The sequence below is a fragment of the Methylocaldum sp. GT1TLB genome (assembly GCF_051027445.1).
Taxonomy (GTDB): domain Bacteria; phylum Pseudomonadota; class Gammaproteobacteria; order Methylococcales; family Methylococcaceae; genus Methylocaldum.
Genome location: NZ_CP194898.1, coordinates 245,861 through 260,462, shown reverse-complemented (window position 1 = coordinate 260,462; position 14,602 = coordinate 245,861). Strand labels below are relative to the sequence as shown.

Here is a 14,602-nt window from a genome sequence, read left to right as displayed (position 1 = left end):
CCGGCGAACCGACTGGCAAAGCCTACCTTCGGCCGGTTACTCGCTATGGAGGTAGAGCACCGTGGAATTTAGCAAATAAATCGCAAAGAGCCCGAGGCTGATCCAGCCCACTGTTTTGAAGACACGCGTCGCCGGTCGATACAGAATGCCCACGATCGCGAGACCAGTCATGATTACGGCCGACATCGCCGACGCGCCGTGGATGGCCGATACGTTGGATAACAAAGGCCCTGGGTGGTAAAACAAATCGTCGATCGCGATAATCAAAATGTTGAAAAGATTACTCCCCAGGAGATTGGCGATCGCCATGTCGAGTGCCCCGAGCCGCAAAGCACCCAGAGTAACCGTGAGTTCGGGCATCGAGGTGACTATCGGGACCAGCAGCGTGCCGACGAATGACGTGTGCCACCCCATGGCCGTCGCGAGCTTGGTCGCGATGAACGGCATCCATACGCCGGCGGCGACTACGACCACCACGGCCCCGCCGTAACTCACGATCGCGCGGCGCAGCGAGATGCCGGCATAACGATCGGTAACCTCTTCCGCGAACTCGATCACCTGCTGCTTTTCGTAATGAAAAATCGAACGCACGGCGATCAAATACATCAGAACGATGACAGGCATATAAACGCCTACATGCCCTATGGCCCAACCGTTTCGCTGTCCGAGGAGAACGTTGAACCCCACCAGGCCGATCATGACCACTCCAAAACCCGCGGAGAGAATATGGCCCTGGCTGGCGCGGCGATAAATCGATTCTTTACGGTGGAGGAAATCGACCACGACCAGAATCATCAGATTTAAAACGCAAGCACCGAGCACATTACCCACGGCGATGTTCGGCGCCAATGCGAGCGTGACCGAGCTTAACCCGGTAATCAACTCGGGCAACGATGTCGCGGTGGCAAGCATGACCAGTCCCACCCAGTTTCCCGAGAGGCCGGTCTTGTCAGCAATGACATCGCCGTATAACGAAAGCTTCGTTCCGGCATAAGCGGTCAAGAGGAAGCAAGCGGCAAATTCCGCCCAAATACTGAACATTATTGGATAGTGATTGTGTTTCGTGACAAGTCGCAGGGTTCGCCCGCTCCATCGCCGCATAGGGTTGCCGCATGATCCCCTTTCTGCGGACGGGACGGAGGCAAAAGTTGGCGCGTAGTTTAACGTCTTTTCACGAGACCTCCGATTAACCGCATTTCACCGGGCCGTGGGGCGAAATCGGAGTATGGGTGTTTGCATGTTTACATGAGCTCGGCACCTTCCCCTCGTAATAGTCCATAGAGACCGAGACCGGCGTTCGTGCTATTAGTAATTTTCATTCGATGTTGTCGGGCAGCTTCCGAATAAGGATGCGAAACAGGAGGGAATCCATGCGCCACATAATCTCGATCGCCCTGGCGGCAGCCGTATCGAGTCTGCTATTTGTCGCGAATCCGGTCTGGGCGGCTAAGAAATCTCTGGACAAGGCGACTGTCGTCGCGGGGACCGAAGCCGATCGCGATAAGTCCTACCCCGGCTGGGAGGGTTTCCAACCATTCGGGGAAAAACAAAAAGAAGGCGGAACCGGTCAGCCGGAGACGGGACAGCAACCCCAAGGCGAAGGCCAGCAAACCACGCCCGCGGCGGAGCCACGGCAGCCCGAAGGCGAGCAAGGTACGGGCAGTCCCGGCGGGGCAACGGGCGGAGACAGCGGCACGGAAGGCGGAGAAGGCGGCTCCGAAGACGGGCAAAACCAATAGATTTTCACATCGGATTTGCGGCCGACGCTAAACAGAAGCGCCTTTCGAGCGCCAACGCGAATCCAGCACGAAAACCCCGATCTCGCTCAGATGACGGAGGAAACGAGACGCTCTAGGGACGGCTGGCTAAGAGCGTCTCATGCTTCAAGTACGACTGGATTGAACGAGCATTTGGGCTTGGCTACTGCCGTAGATCGAAACCAGGCAAGGAAAAAATGAAACGGCGATACTTCCTGGTGTCCATTGCGGTGCTCGTCCTGACCGGCTGCGCCAATTCGGAAGGCAAGAAGACGGAGTTCGGCGCCAATGCCGACGACGTTACTATTGCGAGCAGGGTCAAGGCAGCGCTTTTACAGGACATTTATGTCGGCGGTCTCGGCATCCAGGTGCAAGCCCATCAGGGGCATGTGCAACTCGGCGGTTTCGTTCCCGACGAGGATCAACGCCGGCATGCCGAGGCGATCACGCGCGGAATCCGAGGCGTCAAGTCGGTCGAGAACAACATCCGCGTCAGGCAGAAAAGCGACGAGCCGCGGTTTTAGGAAACCCCGTCGTGGAGCTGAGACTTGGCGTCAGGCTCCTCGGGAGACTGCTTGTTCTTTTCGGTTCGTTCGTCGTCGCCTTTCTTATCGGCTCGGTTTGATTTCGCGTTGCCGCACCTGCCGGCGCGAGGAATGTTCCCTTGTTCGGCCCGGTCCTTATCGCCGCTCTCGCCAGAAATGAATTCGGTCGGGCGACATTCCGTATCGCGAGTAGCGCCTTGCGTCGTGCCCATACGGGAACGGGTATCCGCTAAAACTCGAATAATCACGAAAAATGGGGACTCCGGGATAAGTCCATAACGGAAAATAGACCGGCTGAGGATATTGGCAATACTGAGCGGCCTCGGCGTCCACCATAGCCGCGCGTGCCGATTGCCATGCCGCCAGGGCTTCCAGCTCGCGAACCCGGACCAAGCGTTCTTCACGCGCTTCCGCCGCTTTCCGGGCCGCCTCGGCCGCCTGCTGCTCTTTCCATTCCTCCAATCGCGCAATCGCCTCGGGGTCGGGTTTGGTGACCTTGATATGCATCCGACGGCAACTCCTCGAAGCCGGTTCATCGGTATATAACAACCCGGTATCGGTTCGGCATTTGTAGATCTCCGCCGAATGCACCGGTCGAAACCACAAGACCGCGATGTTCGCGAGAAGGCAGAACAAAAGGCACCTGATCGGACTCGATTTCCCTGAGCTGACGGCGACTCCCTTCCGCACGCCTTCGTTCTCTGCCCCTGTCGCTAAATCGCCCATTACGCGCTTAGTGACCATATCGCTACTTCCGTACGATTCGGGCAACGTCAAGCAATTAGACCCGCGTTCCGCCCCTTCCGTTCTTGGATAAGAGCCGACCGTGGCGCCGATCGGCTCGGCACGATCGTCGCCGTCCGTTTGTCCCTTAGCCGATGACGAACTACATTAATGTGAGCTTCGTTCAATACACACGATCGACCAATGCGCGGTAACGATAACGCCGATTTCGACGATTACACGGTGCTGAAACTCCAGCTCGATGCTGCGCAAGGTTCGCAGGAATCCACAGCCGATTACAGACTCACCGATCATTACTCCTTGTGCGGCACAGTGGGCCAGGGGGGCGTGGGGCGGGTGCTGCTCGGTTTCGACGAGCGCGTTGGGCGTCAGGTGGCCATCAAGGAAATGCTCGCATCGAACGAAGCCGTCGACCCCACCATCAGGCTCCGTTTTCTCCGCGAGGCCCAAATCACGGGACGCCTGGAGCATCCGGGCATCGTTCCAGTCTACGACATGGGAACCACTTCCCAAGGCGCTCCTTATTACGTGATGCGCCTCGTACGGGGGCAGACCCTGGCCGAAGCGCTTTCCGCATGCAATTCGGAACAGCCCGAACAGGCGCTTGCAAAACGTCTGCAATTGCTCGACCGGCTCATCGACGTCTGCGAGGCTATGGCCTACGCCCATTCAAAAGGCGTGGTGCACCGGGATCTCAAACCCGGCAACATCGTGCTGGGACAATTCGGCGAAACCATCATCCTGGACTGGGGTCTCGCCAAGATCGGCATCGAAGCCGATGTCTTCCGCCGGGCCGTACCGGCCGCATCCGAAGAGGCCGGATCCGACGACCTCACTCAAGTCGGCGAAATCCTCGGGACACCCGCTTATATGGCGCCCGAACAAGTGGATCAGCGTTATGGCGAAGTGGACGCGCGAACCGACGTATTCGCCCTCGGCTGCATTCTGTATCACATCTTGGTCGGACGGGCGCCGCTCAAAGGCAGCCTCTCGTCCATCGTCGAGCAGCTCAAGTCCAAAGCGCCGCTGCCCTCCTCGCGCAAAGGTCCGGTTCCCGCACCGGCCGAGCTTACCGCCATTTGCGACAAGGCCCTCGCGAAGGACAAGCTTTGCCGCTTCCGGGACGCCGCCGAATTGACCGACGAGCTGCGCGCTTTCCGCGATGGACGATTGGTCAGCGCGTACGCTTATTCGCGCGGCGAGTTGCTGCGCCGTTTCGTCGCCCGCAACAAGGCAGCGCTTTCCGCTGGACTTGCGGTCGTCATGGCCGTCGCGATCGGTGCGGGGCTGGCGGTCCATTTTGCCATGGATGCCCGGAAAGAGCGGGAAGTGGCCGTCGCCGAGCGACGAATGGCGGTCCATGCCCGCGAGCGCGCGGAAACGGCGCTGGCCGACGTCACCCGCATATCCAACGAAAACCTGACCGCCGCCGATCAGATCGCGGAAGACATAGCGAATGCCATAGGCTCGATACGAAGCGGGATGGAACGGCTCGCGGACGCCGCGGGCAACGTAGGCGACCGCAAGGCCATGACTCCGATTCTGACATCCCTGCTGACCCGGTATCCCGACGCCGAGCTTTTTGCCGCCACGATCGCCCCCGGCACGATCACCGCCGTGGCGCCGGCGAAATACGCTGAAGCCATCGGCGCCGATACCTCCCGGCTCGAACACAATCGTCTGGCGCTGGAACTGGCCGAACCCATACTGAGCCGCGTCTACGAGGCGCCCGAAGGTTTCGACGCCGTAACCCTCGTCGTACCCATAAAGCGCGGCAAGACCATACCGGGTTTTCTGTCCGCCCGTTTCAAGGCCGCCGAGTTCCTGGGAAAACTATTGCCCGCCGGACTCCAAACCCAGGAGAGAGCGGTGTGGATCATTCAGGACGACGGTTTCATCCTTTACGACACCGATACCGACGAAATCGGGGAAAACCTGTTCCGCGAAGAACGGTTCGACAAAATTCCCGAATTGCGCCAGCTCGCGAGACAGATTGCGGATCAGGAAGCCGGCATCGGCTATTACCACGGCCCGACCCATGGAAGCGGCCGAGAATCCAATCGCATTGCCGCCTGGCAAACGGTTCGGCCTACAAAAAACCGCGCGTGGAAGGTCGTAGTGCTGGAGCAGTGGGGATAAAACGGCCGAAAAGCTCACGTTGGCGCAGTCGGCCGGAAACTCACGGCTTGACCTCGACAGCATACGGCTGAAATCCCCAGCACCCGTCCCGGCTCTTCGCCTTGACCGAAATCCGAACCTTACCGGGCTCGGTGAGGGGCTGCGGCGGGACGGCCTTGACTCGCCAGTCGCCGCTTCTCAGGCGTTCGAGTACCGGCTGAACCGTCTGGCCGTTGATTTCGACCGTAAGAGTATCGCTGTCGGTATTGTCCGACGCGACGAAAGCGAACTCGGCAAGCGCGGCAACGGCGCCGGTCGGATTCGGTTCGAAGAATTTCGGCTCGGCGCACCCGCTGCTTCCGCCGCCCCCGCCACCGTAAGCCCAGACGCTTCCGCTCGCGATAGCGATCAACAAAACCGCCGTCTTAACCAAGCCGTGCATATAGCCTCCTTCGGGCAAGCCGGAATCGGAACAACCGCCCTGTCGACTGAAACAGATCGGCGGAATGGCGTCAAGACATCTTTGTCGGCAACGGTTTAGCGGTGAGTTTTAGGAAATTTGTAGGTCGGCAATCCGTTGCCGACACACTGGGTCGCCGAGAGCATTGTCGGCAAAGGTTTGCCGACCTACTTGCATATTGAGGACGCCACACCAAGCCGGAAAACGCCCTATGGTTTGTCCGACACGTTCATCACCATCTTGTGCTCCGCCACCTGCCGCGAATCGAGGAAATCGCGCATCGCGAGGGCCACGGTGCGGATAAGCTCCTCCTTGTGCGGATAGTGATCGATCTGCTCCTGGACCCACTCGTCCAGTGCGACTTCTAATGTAGATTGCTGAAAGACCCAAACTTTGCTCATCGACTTCGAATCCAATTATTAATCGGACCCGTATATACCCTCCTGGTATTTCGGGCCGCCGCCCAGGCCGGTACACGCCCGGCCTGGGCTCACGCGGCTCGTCGCCGCGCCGGAGCATCCCTGCCCCGGATTGACGCGGCCTATAAGTTATAGGCCGCGTCAATAAGCACACCTCTGCACGCCCGCGAAGTTTCGATGGCGGTGGCGCCCAGGGTGGCCGGAGATCATAATTCAAAGCACCACATTTTAATCGACGCGACGAACCGTGTTGACCCATCGCACTTCCGAAATTCAAAACCGGCTTCACCACTTTCTATTTAGGTCGCTCGACGAACTGATGGCCGACCGGCTTGCCATGGATGCTGAATCCGTCGTATTGGACCTTTTCCACCGAACGGCGAGCCGTGTTCCGGCTTACCAAACATTTCTCGGCGCCCATGGCATAGCGCCGGAGACCGTCGGATCTTTTGATGCCTTTCGGCAGCTTCCCCTGATCGACAAGCCCAATTACATGCATGTCTACCCACTGCCGGAGCGCTGCCGCAACGGCCGCTTGGCCGAGTGCGACCGGGTGGCGGTTTCCTCGGGTTCGACCGGAAAACCCACGTTCTGGCCCAGATCGATCATCGACGAGCTCGATATCGCGCTTCGTTTCGAGCAGATATTTCACGACAGTTTCAGGGCGCACGAACGCAGCACGCTGGCCGTGGTTTGCTTCGCCCTCGGGAACTGGGTCGGCGGACTGTACACCACGTCCTGCGCCTGGCATCTCGCAGCCAAAGGCTATCCCCTGATGGTGGCGACGCCCGGCAACAAGAAGGAAGAAATCTTCCGGGTGATCCAGGAACTCGCGCCGTGTTTCGAGCAAACCGTGCTTCTGGGCTATCCGCCGTTCATCAAGGATGTCATCGATGCGGGTCTTGCCGCCGGAATCGAATGGCCGCGCTACCGGGTGAAAATGGTGTTCGCGGGCGAAGTGTTCAGCGAGGAATGGCGAAGCCTGGTGAGCGAACGGGTCGGCTCGAAAGCCCCGTGTTACGATTCGGCCTCTCTCTATGGCACGGCGGATGCCGGGGTTTTGGGCAACGAAACGCCGCTCAGCATCGCCGTCCGCCGCTTTCTGGCGGACCGCCCCGAGGCGGCCAGGGAGCTCTTCGGCGAATCGCGCCTGCCTACGCTGGTTCAGTACGACCCGATCAGCCGGTTGTTCGAGGTCCACGAGGAAACCCTGGTGGTTTCGTGCGACAACGGAGTGCCGCTGATCCGCTATCACATCGCCGATAAAGGCGGAGTTGTCGGTTACGGTGAGATGCGCGATTTTCTGCGAGATTGGGGAGCGGGCCCACTGGCCGAATACGGTTTGGACGAAACCTTTCCCTGTAGACCCCTGCCCTTCGTTTATGTATTCGGACGCGCGGATTTCACCGTGTCTTTCTACGGTGCCAATATCTATCCGGAAAACGTGACGGTCGGCCTGGAACAGCCGCATATCATGGCTTGGGCGACGGGCAAATTCGTCCTGGAAACGAAGGAATCGGCAGACGGGGACAAATACCTGAGCGTGACCGCCGAACTTCTGCCCGGCGCCACGGCGGACGATCAGAAATGCCGGACGCTTGCGGAATCCGTCAAAGCGCAGTTGTTGCGGCTCAACAGCGAATTCGCCAACTACACGCCGCCGGAAAAACAACTCCCCAAAGTTACGCTACGGCCGTTCGAGGATCCCGAGTACTTCCCGGCTGGCGCCAAGCACCGGTATACCCGGCGATGAGGCCTTAGCTTGCCCGGCTTTACACGGGAAGACTACGATGCCGGGGACTCTCCGTCGGCAGAGGAAGCTTGCTCCGGTCGGCCAGCGAGACAGCGCAGCACGATCGATAAGCGCTGTACTGTCGCCAACCGGACAGGGAAGCCTGATGGCCTATAGAGCGCTTTTCACCGCGGTTTAGCGGCGAGGATCGGGAGTTTGTAGGTCGGCAATCCTTTGCCGACAAACCCGCTGCGTCGGGAAGGGTCGCGACTAAAGCGACCGTTTGCGATTGGGAAAGGATGCCGACCTACTGCACCTTCGGGCGCCACGCCAAACCGGAAAAATGCTATAGAGCGTAGTTCCGGGAAGAGACCGAGATCAATCCCAGCTCAGAACGCCGCCGGTCTGATATTCCGTTACCCGGGTCTCGAAGAAGTTCTTCTCCTTCTTGAGATCCAGGATTTCGCTCATCCAAGGGAATGGATTGCCAGCGCCGGGGTACTGCTCCGGCAAACCGATCTGGGCGCAGCGCCGGTTGGCGATGAACTCCAGATAATCCTTGAACATGCCGGCATTCAGCCCCAATACGCCACGCGGCATGGTGTCGTAGGCATATTGCGTCTCTATCTCCACCGCCTCGCGAATCATGCGGATGATTTCATCCTGAAAGTCTTTGCGCCAGAGATGCGGATTCTCGATCTTGATTTGGTTGATGACATCGATGCCGAAGTTCATGTGCATCGATTCGTCCCGCAAGATGTATTGAAACTGCTCGGCGGTGCCCGTCATTTTGTTGCGCCGCCCCATCGAAAGGATTTGGGTAAAGCCGACGTAGAAGAAGATGCCTTCGAAAATCACGTAGAAGGCGATGAGATCGCGAAGCAAGCGCTGATCGTCTTCGGGCGTTCCGGTCCGGAACGCGGGATCACCCAGAGACTGGGTGAATGGCAAGGCCCACTCCGCCTTGCGCGCCACGGCCGGCAATTCACGGTACATGTTAAACACCTCGCCCTCGTCCATGCCGAGAGACTCGACGACGTATTGATAGGCATGAGTGTGCAGCGCTTCTTCGAAAGCCTGGCGCAGAAGATATTGGCGGCATTCCGGATTGGTAATGTGCCGGTATACCGCCAAAACCAGATTGTTGGCCACCAGGGAATCAGCGGTGGAAAAGAATCCGAGATTTCGCTTGATGATGGTGCGCTCGTCTTCGGTCAGTCCGTCGATACTCTTCCAAAGCGCAATGTCCGCGTTCATGTTGATTTCCTGCGGCATCCAGTGATTGGCGCAGGCATCCAGATATTTCTGCCAGGCCCAACGGTACTTGAACGGCACGAGCTGATTCAGATCGGCGCGGCAATTGATAATCTGCTTGTCATCGACCTGGATGCGCCGGGCCCCCATTTCGATGCTCTCAAGGCCAGTCGCACCGGTACGAGAGTCGCTGCCCGCAGCGATCCCCTGGTCCGCTTCGTATCGCGTTTCAGCAAAAAAATCCTGAAATTCGGGACTGACCTTGCCGGTATCGCGCGCTGCGGCTAGTTCCCCTCCCCATTCCGCCAGCCGGGGCGCATTCGGATTAGTTTCAGCTTTGACGGATTTACCGGTAACGCCAGCGAGGGGATCTTCCCAATTCAACATGCTTTTTTCCTCTTTTCGGCCCGTGAGTGTTCAGGAGAAATATCTATGCAACTCTCGATCGTTGAGCGGTTGCCAACCTAAGCGACTATATATTGTGCACAAAAACATTATAGACACAATATGTAGGCTATAACTTTTGCCGGCAAGCCTCTCCCGCGTTTTTTGGGCCGAACCGCGCTACCACTGCACGGTAAAGGACATGGTGTTGATGTTCTTCCTGAACACTTCCAGCGCAAAGGGCTGCGCCAGTTTGTAAAGGTCCAAGATGGAATAATCGAGCCCCGGCCGTGCTCCGCTCTTGAATAACGACTCTTCGATGTTCTTGGCCATGATCAGCATCAGATCGTCAAGGTTTTCAGGGGAAACCGGTTTAATATCGCGCAAAAGTTTTTCGGCCATGATCCGAGCTCCTTTGGTTGCTGCGTCGCATCTCGATCGACTGATTCTCTTCCGAGTCCAAGTCGACTCTCGATTTGTGGTATTTATTCTACTCCTTAGACAGTTCGGATGTGGGTTGCCTCCGAACCGGGGATGTGCAAACCGTTCTCGTCAAGCTCTGACAAATGTGATGAAATTTCGACGTTGGGGTTATCTAATAACAAAGGCTGGACACGATGAATAAAAAGACCGACTCCCCCGAAGATCGACGGATCGCACCGCGTTCGATTTCTTCCGTTCGCACTTATCTCATCCCCCCTGCCGGCAATCCATCACGCGGAATCACCAAAAACCTGAGCCGTTCCGGCATTTTTCTGCAGATGCCCACGCACACAGAGGCATCCGTGGGAAAACCCGCCATGGTCGTTTTTGCCGTCGAAAGAGGAAAAATCGTGCGCTTGCTCCGGTATTCGGTCATCGTCAAACGTGAATCCCAACAAGGATATGGGCTCGAATTCGGGCGGGCGTTATGGTCCACCGCGGTATTCCGCCGTTAATAGGCTGTGTTTACGCTGCACGGGATATGGACGGTCTATCGGCCGGCGTACGCCCGAGTGAATCCGGCCAAGAGTTTATCAATCGAGGTTGCCACCTCGCCCTTGACCGGGCGAGGCGCAAAAAGCAGGTTAACGCAATAGCTCGAGTGCCTTCTCGGCCGCTTCTTGTTTAGCCTTGCGTTTTACGACCTGAGCAGCGTCCCGGGTCGATTTGGGTGCATTTTTGACTTGGCTTTTGATCGCCTTGGCCTGATCCACACCGTCCTCGACAGCCTTGACGCCCTGTTTGGCTTGTGCCGGGACGCCATCCTTCAGCTGCCGCTCGGCAGATTCCTTGGCAGTGTCTAGGGCTTGCTCTCCTATCGCAGCAGACGCTTTATCGATGCTTTCCCTCAGGTTTTTGGCTTTCTCTATGCTCTCGGCCGCCACGTGCACTCGCTCGCGCGTACCGCGCTGAACCACCGTTTTGGCAGTATCTTTCAAGAGTTGTTTGGTGGCGCTTTCGATACCAGCCTCGGTAGCGGTTGTCGTGCCGCTCTCCCCTAAAAGCATGACCAGCAACCCCAGCGTTATTGTTTTCATAGGATGTCTCCTCATGTCTGAACACGGACGCCAAAGGCCATCCGTCGGCTAATAGTATGCAGACCGGCCGGCTGTGTATAGCATGGAGTGCGTCAACGCTCGCATTCCTTTAGCTTCATCGCATGAAAACAGAACGCCACAGAACCCCAAAACTGGCTTTACTGCTCGGCATTATCGCGCTCGCGGTCATCGGCATGTTTTTGGTTCCCGCCGTCCCGCAAGACCCGGCCTATCACGAGTTCGCCGACCGCAGCCGGTGGTTCGGCGTGCCGCATTTCTGGAATGTCGCGACCAATCTCCTCTTCCTCCTGGTCGGTCTGGCTGCGCTTCGGGAACTCGTCCGGGGAGTGCCGGATCGAACGCTCCCGGAGCTCCGGGCAAGCTATTTCGCCTTCTTCATCGGTATCGCACTGATCGGCCCCGGCTCGGCGTATTACCATCTCGATCCAAACAATACGACACTGGTCTGGGACCGCCTGCCCATGACCGTCGCCTTCATGGCTTTCGTCTCCATCATCGTCGGCGAATACATTTCCCGCCAGGCGGGGCAAAAACTGTTATGGCCGCTGATTCTCGTCGGTATTGCCTCCATCATCTATTGGCACGTGACCGAACAATCCGGACAAGGGGACCTACGCCCTTACGGCCTCGTCCAATTTCTACCCATGCTGCTGATTCCGCTGATACTGCTTTTGTTCTCGCCTTCGTTCACGGGAAGCGGGTATATCTGGGCATTGCTCGGGTTCTATTTGGTCGCCAAACTGGCGGAGCTGCTGGATGAGACGATCTTTCAGGTGATGTACCCGATCAGCGGGCATGCGCTCAAACATGTTTTGGCGGCGATAGGGGCTTATTGTTTCTTGCTGGGGCTGAGAAAAAGAAAGCCGATCCGACACGAATGAGCTTTAGCGGAGCAATCCGCCGCCCCCCCCGGCAGGGTAAACCGATTACTCGCGGATAAACGTCAATTGTGTTTCCGCCCGCCCCCCATTCGCGCCGCCATCAAAACTCCATGACGACCCTTGCAATCAGGAAATATAAGACTAAGCCGAGAGTATCGACCAGCGTCGTTACAACAGGAGCGCTCACTACCGCCGGATCGATACCGAACCGTCGCGCCAACAGCGGCATTCCTGCACCTACCAGAGTTGCGAGGACGCAGATGGCGATCAGGGTCAGGGAAACCGTCGTAGCCAGCCCCGTTTCGAACAGCAGCAACACGGGCACATAGGCGAGCAAAGCCACGGCAGTGCCGAGCAGAATGCCGATCCGAGTCTCGCGGAATACCACGCGCCCGACTCCCACCCCGTTGACATCGCCTGTAGCCATGGCACGGATCACGGTAGTCGCCGATTGGGCTCCACAATTGCCCCCAATACCGACGAGAAGGGGTATGAACACCGAGAGACTGATCGTCTGCTCCAGCAGTGATTCGAAAGCGGTGATTACGTTGACCGTCAGGGCGCCGGCCAAGGCAAGTAGCAACAGCCAGACAAAACGGGCGCGGGCCAGATCCAACAAGGTAATCGAAAAATAGGGACGATCCACCGGCTCGCTACCCCCGGCCCTAGCAAAGTCCTCCTCCTGCTCGAGCTGAACGACGTCCATGGCGTCGTCCACCGTAATCAAGCCGAGCAAATGCCGAGCATCGTCGACTACCGGCAGCGCCAATAGATCCGCCGCCTGAATCAGGCGGGCCACCTGTTCCTGGTCGGTCTCAGGGGCTACCGTGGGCACCGGCGCCAGCATCACGTCCGCCACCTGCTGGTCCGGATCGGCCAGCACCAGTGCGCTGAGCATTGCCAATCCCACCAGCCGCTCGTCGCTATCGAGGACCGGCAGCACGTTCACTGTACCGACCGCACGGCCCTCGCGATGGATTAGGATCAACGCATCCCGCACCGAAAGTTCCGGCCGGAGCGGCAGATATTCCGGGTTCATGATGCGGCCCGCGCTCTCCGCAGGGAAGGCGAGCAACTTGTGGGTCAGGCGCCTTTCGCGGGGACTGAGGCGAGCCAGCAAAGCCTGGCCTACCGGCTCAGGCAAGGTGTCCAGCAGTCGGACTCGATCATCCGGATCGAGGTCCTCCAGCAACCGATTGACTTGATGATCGCGCAGAAACGCCAACACCTCCTTCTGAAGCGGCGCTTCGAACTGCTCGAAAACAGTCCGCGCCACCTCAGGCGGATAACGCGACAGCGCCTCTGCCCGCTGCGGCGGTTCCAGCCGCCGCAACGCCTTGACAGCATCGAGCGTGTATTTCGGCATTTCACCGCCTTGATGACTCATCACGTACTGGATCGTTGGATGCCGAAGGCATTTCAGCACGACCATGTGCCAAACTCGAGATTCTGGTGTGTCACGCTGTCCTGTGCAGGCTATTCCATGCGCCTAATTCTTTGGACAATCGCCGTGGTAGGTATCGTTCAGCGTTCTTCCGGAATACGGTGTTTATCTTTTCCGAATTTGAAAGCCTTATTCCGCGGATAAGAGATCGGAGCGGCCCGCAGACGCCCTTAGCACAGTCCCATTGCCGAGTTGCGAGTCAGCCGCGTCAGCCTCTTCAAGAGTGCGAAATAGAGAAGGTTTCGCTTCGCGAGGGTTCATTTGACTGTGGGTGCTCGGACCCACGGCCGAGGTCCTTTCTTTTGCGCCGCCAAAAGAAAGGACCCAAAGAAAAGGCGGCCCGACGCCTTGCCGCTTCGCGGTGCCCTGCGCGTCGCAGGCCCGGTCGGGGCTCGGCAGAAGGGATTTCCTACCCCTCTGCCGAGTGGACGCATCCCTGCGTCCACCCTTCGGGCCATTCCCGCCCGCGCCTGCGATGCTCGGCTGCGTCGACGGGAACAATGATTGTCGTCGTTTCAGATATTAGGACAGTATGGAGCGGGAAGGGATAGAGCATCGCTCAGAGCGGAAAAACCTCATTTTCGCTGGGTTTCGTTCCTCAACCCAGCCTACCGCGCTATGAGGTCCACAGGCAAAATTCCCCAAATTACTCAGGCATCTTAATCGCATCGATAATGTTTCCACTAACGCTAGCTGAGGTCTTAATATCTTTAATAAAAGACGATAGAAAATGATTGAACCTGTAACGAGTATTAACAGTTAGATTGTGTATTACTAATCCAGACCATTGTGCTCTTTTATATTTCTTATTTACCTCATCTGGATCAAGAGCCAAAATCAAGAAAAAATCCTTGGCACGCAACTCATAGTTGTGGGCATTACCAGTTGTTATTGAAATCTGCCGCTCAGTACCATCAAGATCAAACGCTCTAATTATGTAACTATGACTGCCGAGTGTATATGGAACCTTTGAAAATCGCTTACTTTTTATTATTCCGAAATATCCATAAAATAAACTATAGCACAATTTACATTTAATCTTTTGAATCGAATTTAGAGCAGACCAATCACAAAAAACTCTTTTATCACATATCGGACATTGAAATTTGACTTTTTCTGAATATTTCTCTAGTCCTTTCACAATATTCAGGGTCAAATCTAACACCTCAATTTGGCTCATTCCTTGTACGCCTTGAGTAATTAATTCCTTTAAGGCTGCAATGTAATTTTCCCTAGACAACGCTCTATTCATTCTTACTTATGAGTTTTCAAGCAACCACATTCAATTTTGGTATGTCCCGTTTGCCGCGCCGAGCACCGGAG

At 57.1% G+C, this 14,602-nt stretch carries 15 protein-coding genes; 6 read left to right on the top strand and 9 right to left on the bottom strand.

Features of this window, described 5'->3' with window-relative positions; all coding sequences use genetic code 11:
* Positions 1 to 36: 36 nt before the first annotated feature.
* Positions 37 to 1,041 carry a sodium:calcium antiporter gene (locus tag ACR2R1_RS01155; protein WP_086135035.1) on the bottom strand — a complete coding sequence of 335 codons (1,005 nt, stop codon included), beginning with the start codon at positions 1,039 to 1,041 and terminating at the stop codon, positions 37 to 39.
* A 329-nt stretch (positions 1,042 to 1,370) separates the two neighbouring features.
* Between ACR2R1_RS01155 and ACR2R1_RS01150 the strand changes: the two genes are divergently transcribed.
* Together ACR2R1_RS01150 and ACR2R1_RS01145 are read left to right on the top strand one after the other, a co-directional pair.
* Positions 1,371 to 1,739, top strand: a complete 369-nt coding sequence (locus ACR2R1_RS01150) for a hypothetical protein (RefSeq protein WP_086135034.1) — start codon at positions 1,371 to 1,373, stop codon at positions 1,737 to 1,739.
* 215 nt (positions 1,740 to 1,954) lie between these two features.
* Positions 1,955 to 2,281, top strand: a complete 327-nt coding sequence (locus ACR2R1_RS01145; protein ID WP_086135033.1) for a BON domain-containing protein — start codon at positions 1,955 to 1,957, stop codon at positions 2,279 to 2,281.
* 156 nt (positions 2,282 to 2,437) lie between these two features.
* Here the strand turns inward: ACR2R1_RS01145 and ACR2R1_RS01140 are convergent, their stop codons facing one another.
* Positions 2,438 to 2,809, bottom strand: a complete 372-nt coding sequence (locus ACR2R1_RS01140) for a hypothetical protein (RefSeq protein ID WP_133718271.1) — start codon at positions 2,807 to 2,809, stop codon at positions 2,438 to 2,440.
* Positions 2,810 to 3,229: 420 nt separating this feature from the next.
* On the opposite strand from ACR2R1_RS01140, the gene ACR2R1_RS01135 reads away from it, so the two are divergent.
* Positions 3,230 to 5,185 (top strand): serine/threonine protein kinase, encoded by a 1,956-nt coding sequence (locus tag ACR2R1_RS01135; protein WP_434112290.1) that lies wholly within the window; start codon positions 3,230 to 3,232, stop codon positions 5,183 to 5,185.
* Between the two features lie 40 nt (positions 5,186 to 5,225).
* Here the strand turns inward: ACR2R1_RS01135 and ACR2R1_RS01130 are convergent, their stop codons facing one another.
* Both ACR2R1_RS01130 and ACR2R1_RS01125 read right to left on the bottom strand, forming a co-directional pair.
* Positions 5,226 to 5,606, bottom strand: a complete 381-nt coding sequence (locus ACR2R1_RS01130; protein ID WP_434112288.1) for a hypothetical protein — start codon at positions 5,604 to 5,606, stop codon at positions 5,226 to 5,228.
* A 227-nt stretch (positions 5,607 to 5,833) separates the two neighbouring features.
* Entirely contained in the window at positions 5,834 to 6,025 is a 192-nt protein-coding gene (locus tag ACR2R1_RS01125) for a hypothetical protein (protein WP_133718268.1), read from the bottom strand.
* Positions 6,026 to 6,290: 265 nt separating this feature from the next.
* Between ACR2R1_RS01125 and ACR2R1_RS01120 the strand changes: the two genes are divergently transcribed.
* The gene (locus tag ACR2R1_RS01120) at positions 6,291 to 7,796 is read left to right on the top strand and encodes a phenylacetate--CoA ligase family protein (RefSeq protein ID WP_434112286.1); all 1,506 of its coding nucleotides are present in this window, start codon (positions 6,291 to 6,293) and stop codon (positions 7,794 to 7,796) included.
* 357 nt (positions 7,797 to 8,153) lie between these two features.
* On the opposite strand, the gene ACR2R1_RS01115 is transcribed toward ACR2R1_RS01120, so the two are convergent.
* Positions 8,154 to 9,416: a ribonucleotide-diphosphate reductase subunit beta gene (locus ACR2R1_RS01115; RefSeq protein WP_077729862.1), complete on the bottom strand. Its 1,263-nt coding sequence runs from the start codon at positions 9,414 to 9,416 to the stop codon at positions 8,154 to 8,156.
* Between the two features lie 177 nt (positions 9,417 to 9,593).
* Complete coding sequence (locus ACR2R1_RS01110) at positions 9,594 to 9,815, bottom strand: hypothetical protein (protein ID WP_077729863.1); 222 nt, start codon at positions 9,813 to 9,815, stop codon at positions 9,594 to 9,596.
* Between the two features lie 215 nt (positions 9,816 to 10,030).
* Here ACR2R1_RS01110 and ACR2R1_RS01105 point away from each other — a divergent pair, with 215 nt between their 5' ends.
* A complete protein-coding gene (locus ACR2R1_RS01105) occupies positions 10,031 to 10,351 on the top strand; it encodes a PilZ domain-containing protein (protein WP_133718267.1) in 321 nt (106 codons plus the stop codon).
* 129 nt (positions 10,352 to 10,480) lie between these two features.
* Here the strand turns inward: ACR2R1_RS01105 and ACR2R1_RS01100 are convergent, their stop codons facing one another.
* Complete coding sequence (locus ACR2R1_RS01100) at positions 10,481 to 10,933, bottom strand: hypothetical protein (RefSeq protein WP_133718266.1); 453 nt, start codon at positions 10,931 to 10,933, stop codon at positions 10,481 to 10,483.
* A gap of 122 nt (positions 10,934 to 11,055) precedes the next feature.
* Between ACR2R1_RS01100 and ACR2R1_RS01095 the strand changes: the two genes are divergently transcribed.
* On the top strand, positions 11,056 to 11,835 hold the full coding sequence (locus tag ACR2R1_RS01095; protein ID WP_347258359.1) for a DUF6962 family protein: 780 nt from the start codon (positions 11,056 to 11,058) through the stop codon (positions 11,833 to 11,835).
* A gap of 100 nt (positions 11,836 to 11,935) precedes the next feature.
* Here ACR2R1_RS01095 and mgtE read toward each other — a convergent pair whose 3' ends face one another.
* Positions 11,936 to 13,267: a magnesium transporter gene (gene mgtE / locus ACR2R1_RS01090; protein ID WP_434112284.1), complete on the bottom strand. Its 1,332-nt coding sequence runs from the start codon at positions 13,265 to 13,267 to the stop codon at positions 11,936 to 11,938.
* A gap of 658 nt (positions 13,268 to 13,925) precedes the next feature.
* Positions 13,926 to 14,531 (bottom strand): hypothetical protein, encoded by a 606-nt coding sequence (locus tag ACR2R1_RS01085; protein WP_434112282.1) that lies wholly within the window; start codon positions 14,529 to 14,531, stop codon positions 13,926 to 13,928.
* Positions 14,532 to 14,602: the final 71 nt, after the last annotated feature.

Excerpts from the sequence above, each read along its gene's own strand:
- ACR2R1_RS01155 (WP_086135035.1), bottom strand. The coding sequence starts at position 1,041 with ATGTTCAGTATTTGGGCGGAATTTGCCGCTTGCTTCCTCTTGACCGCT.
- ACR2R1_RS01150 (WP_086135034.1), top strand. The coding sequence starts at position 1,371 with ATGCGCCACATAATCTCGATCGCCCTGGCGGCAGCCGTATCGAGTCTG.
- ACR2R1_RS01145 (WP_086135033.1), top strand. The coding sequence starts at position 1,955 with ATGAAACGGCGATACTTCCTGGTGTCCATTGCGGTGCTCGTCCTGACC.
- ACR2R1_RS01140 (WP_133718271.1), bottom strand. The coding sequence starts at position 2,809 with ATGCATATCAAGGTCACCAAACCCGACCCCGAGGCGATTGCGCGATTG.
- ACR2R1_RS01135 (WP_434112290.1), top strand. The coding sequence starts at position 3,230 with ATGCGCGGTAACGATAACGCCGATTTCGACGATTACACGGTGCTGAAA.
- ACR2R1_RS01130 (WP_434112288.1), bottom strand. The coding sequence starts at position 5,606 with ATGCACGGCTTGGTTAAGACGGCGGTTTTGTTGATCGCTATCGCGAGC.
- ACR2R1_RS01125 (WP_133718268.1), bottom strand. The coding sequence starts at position 6,025 with ATGAGCAAAGTTTGGGTCTTTCAGCAATCTACATTAGAAGTCGCACTG.
- ACR2R1_RS01115 (WP_077729862.1), bottom strand. The coding sequence starts at position 9,416 with ATGTTGAATTGGGAAGATCCCCTCGCTGGCGTTACCGGTAAATCCGTC.
- ACR2R1_RS01110 (WP_077729863.1), bottom strand. The coding sequence starts at position 9,815 with ATGGCCGAAAAACTTTTGCGCGATATTAAACCGGTTTCCCCTGAAAAC.
- ACR2R1_RS01105 (WP_133718267.1), top strand. The coding sequence starts at position 10,031 with ATGAATAAAAAGACCGACTCCCCCGAAGATCGACGGATCGCACCGCGT.
- ACR2R1_RS01100 (WP_133718266.1), bottom strand. The coding sequence starts at position 10,933 with ATGAAAACAATAACGCTGGGGTTGCTGGTCATGCTTTTAGGGGAGAGC.
- ACR2R1_RS01095 (WP_347258359.1), top strand. The coding sequence starts at position 11,056 with ATGAAAACAGAACGCCACAGAACCCCAAAACTGGCTTTACTGCTCGGC.
- mgtE (WP_434112284.1), bottom strand. The coding sequence starts at position 13,267 with ATGGTCGTGCTGAAATGCCTTCGGCATCCAACGATCCAGTACGTGATG.
- ACR2R1_RS01085 (WP_434112282.1), bottom strand. The coding sequence starts at position 14,531 with ATGAATAGAGCGTTGTCTAGGGAAAATTACATTGCAGCCTTAAAGGAA.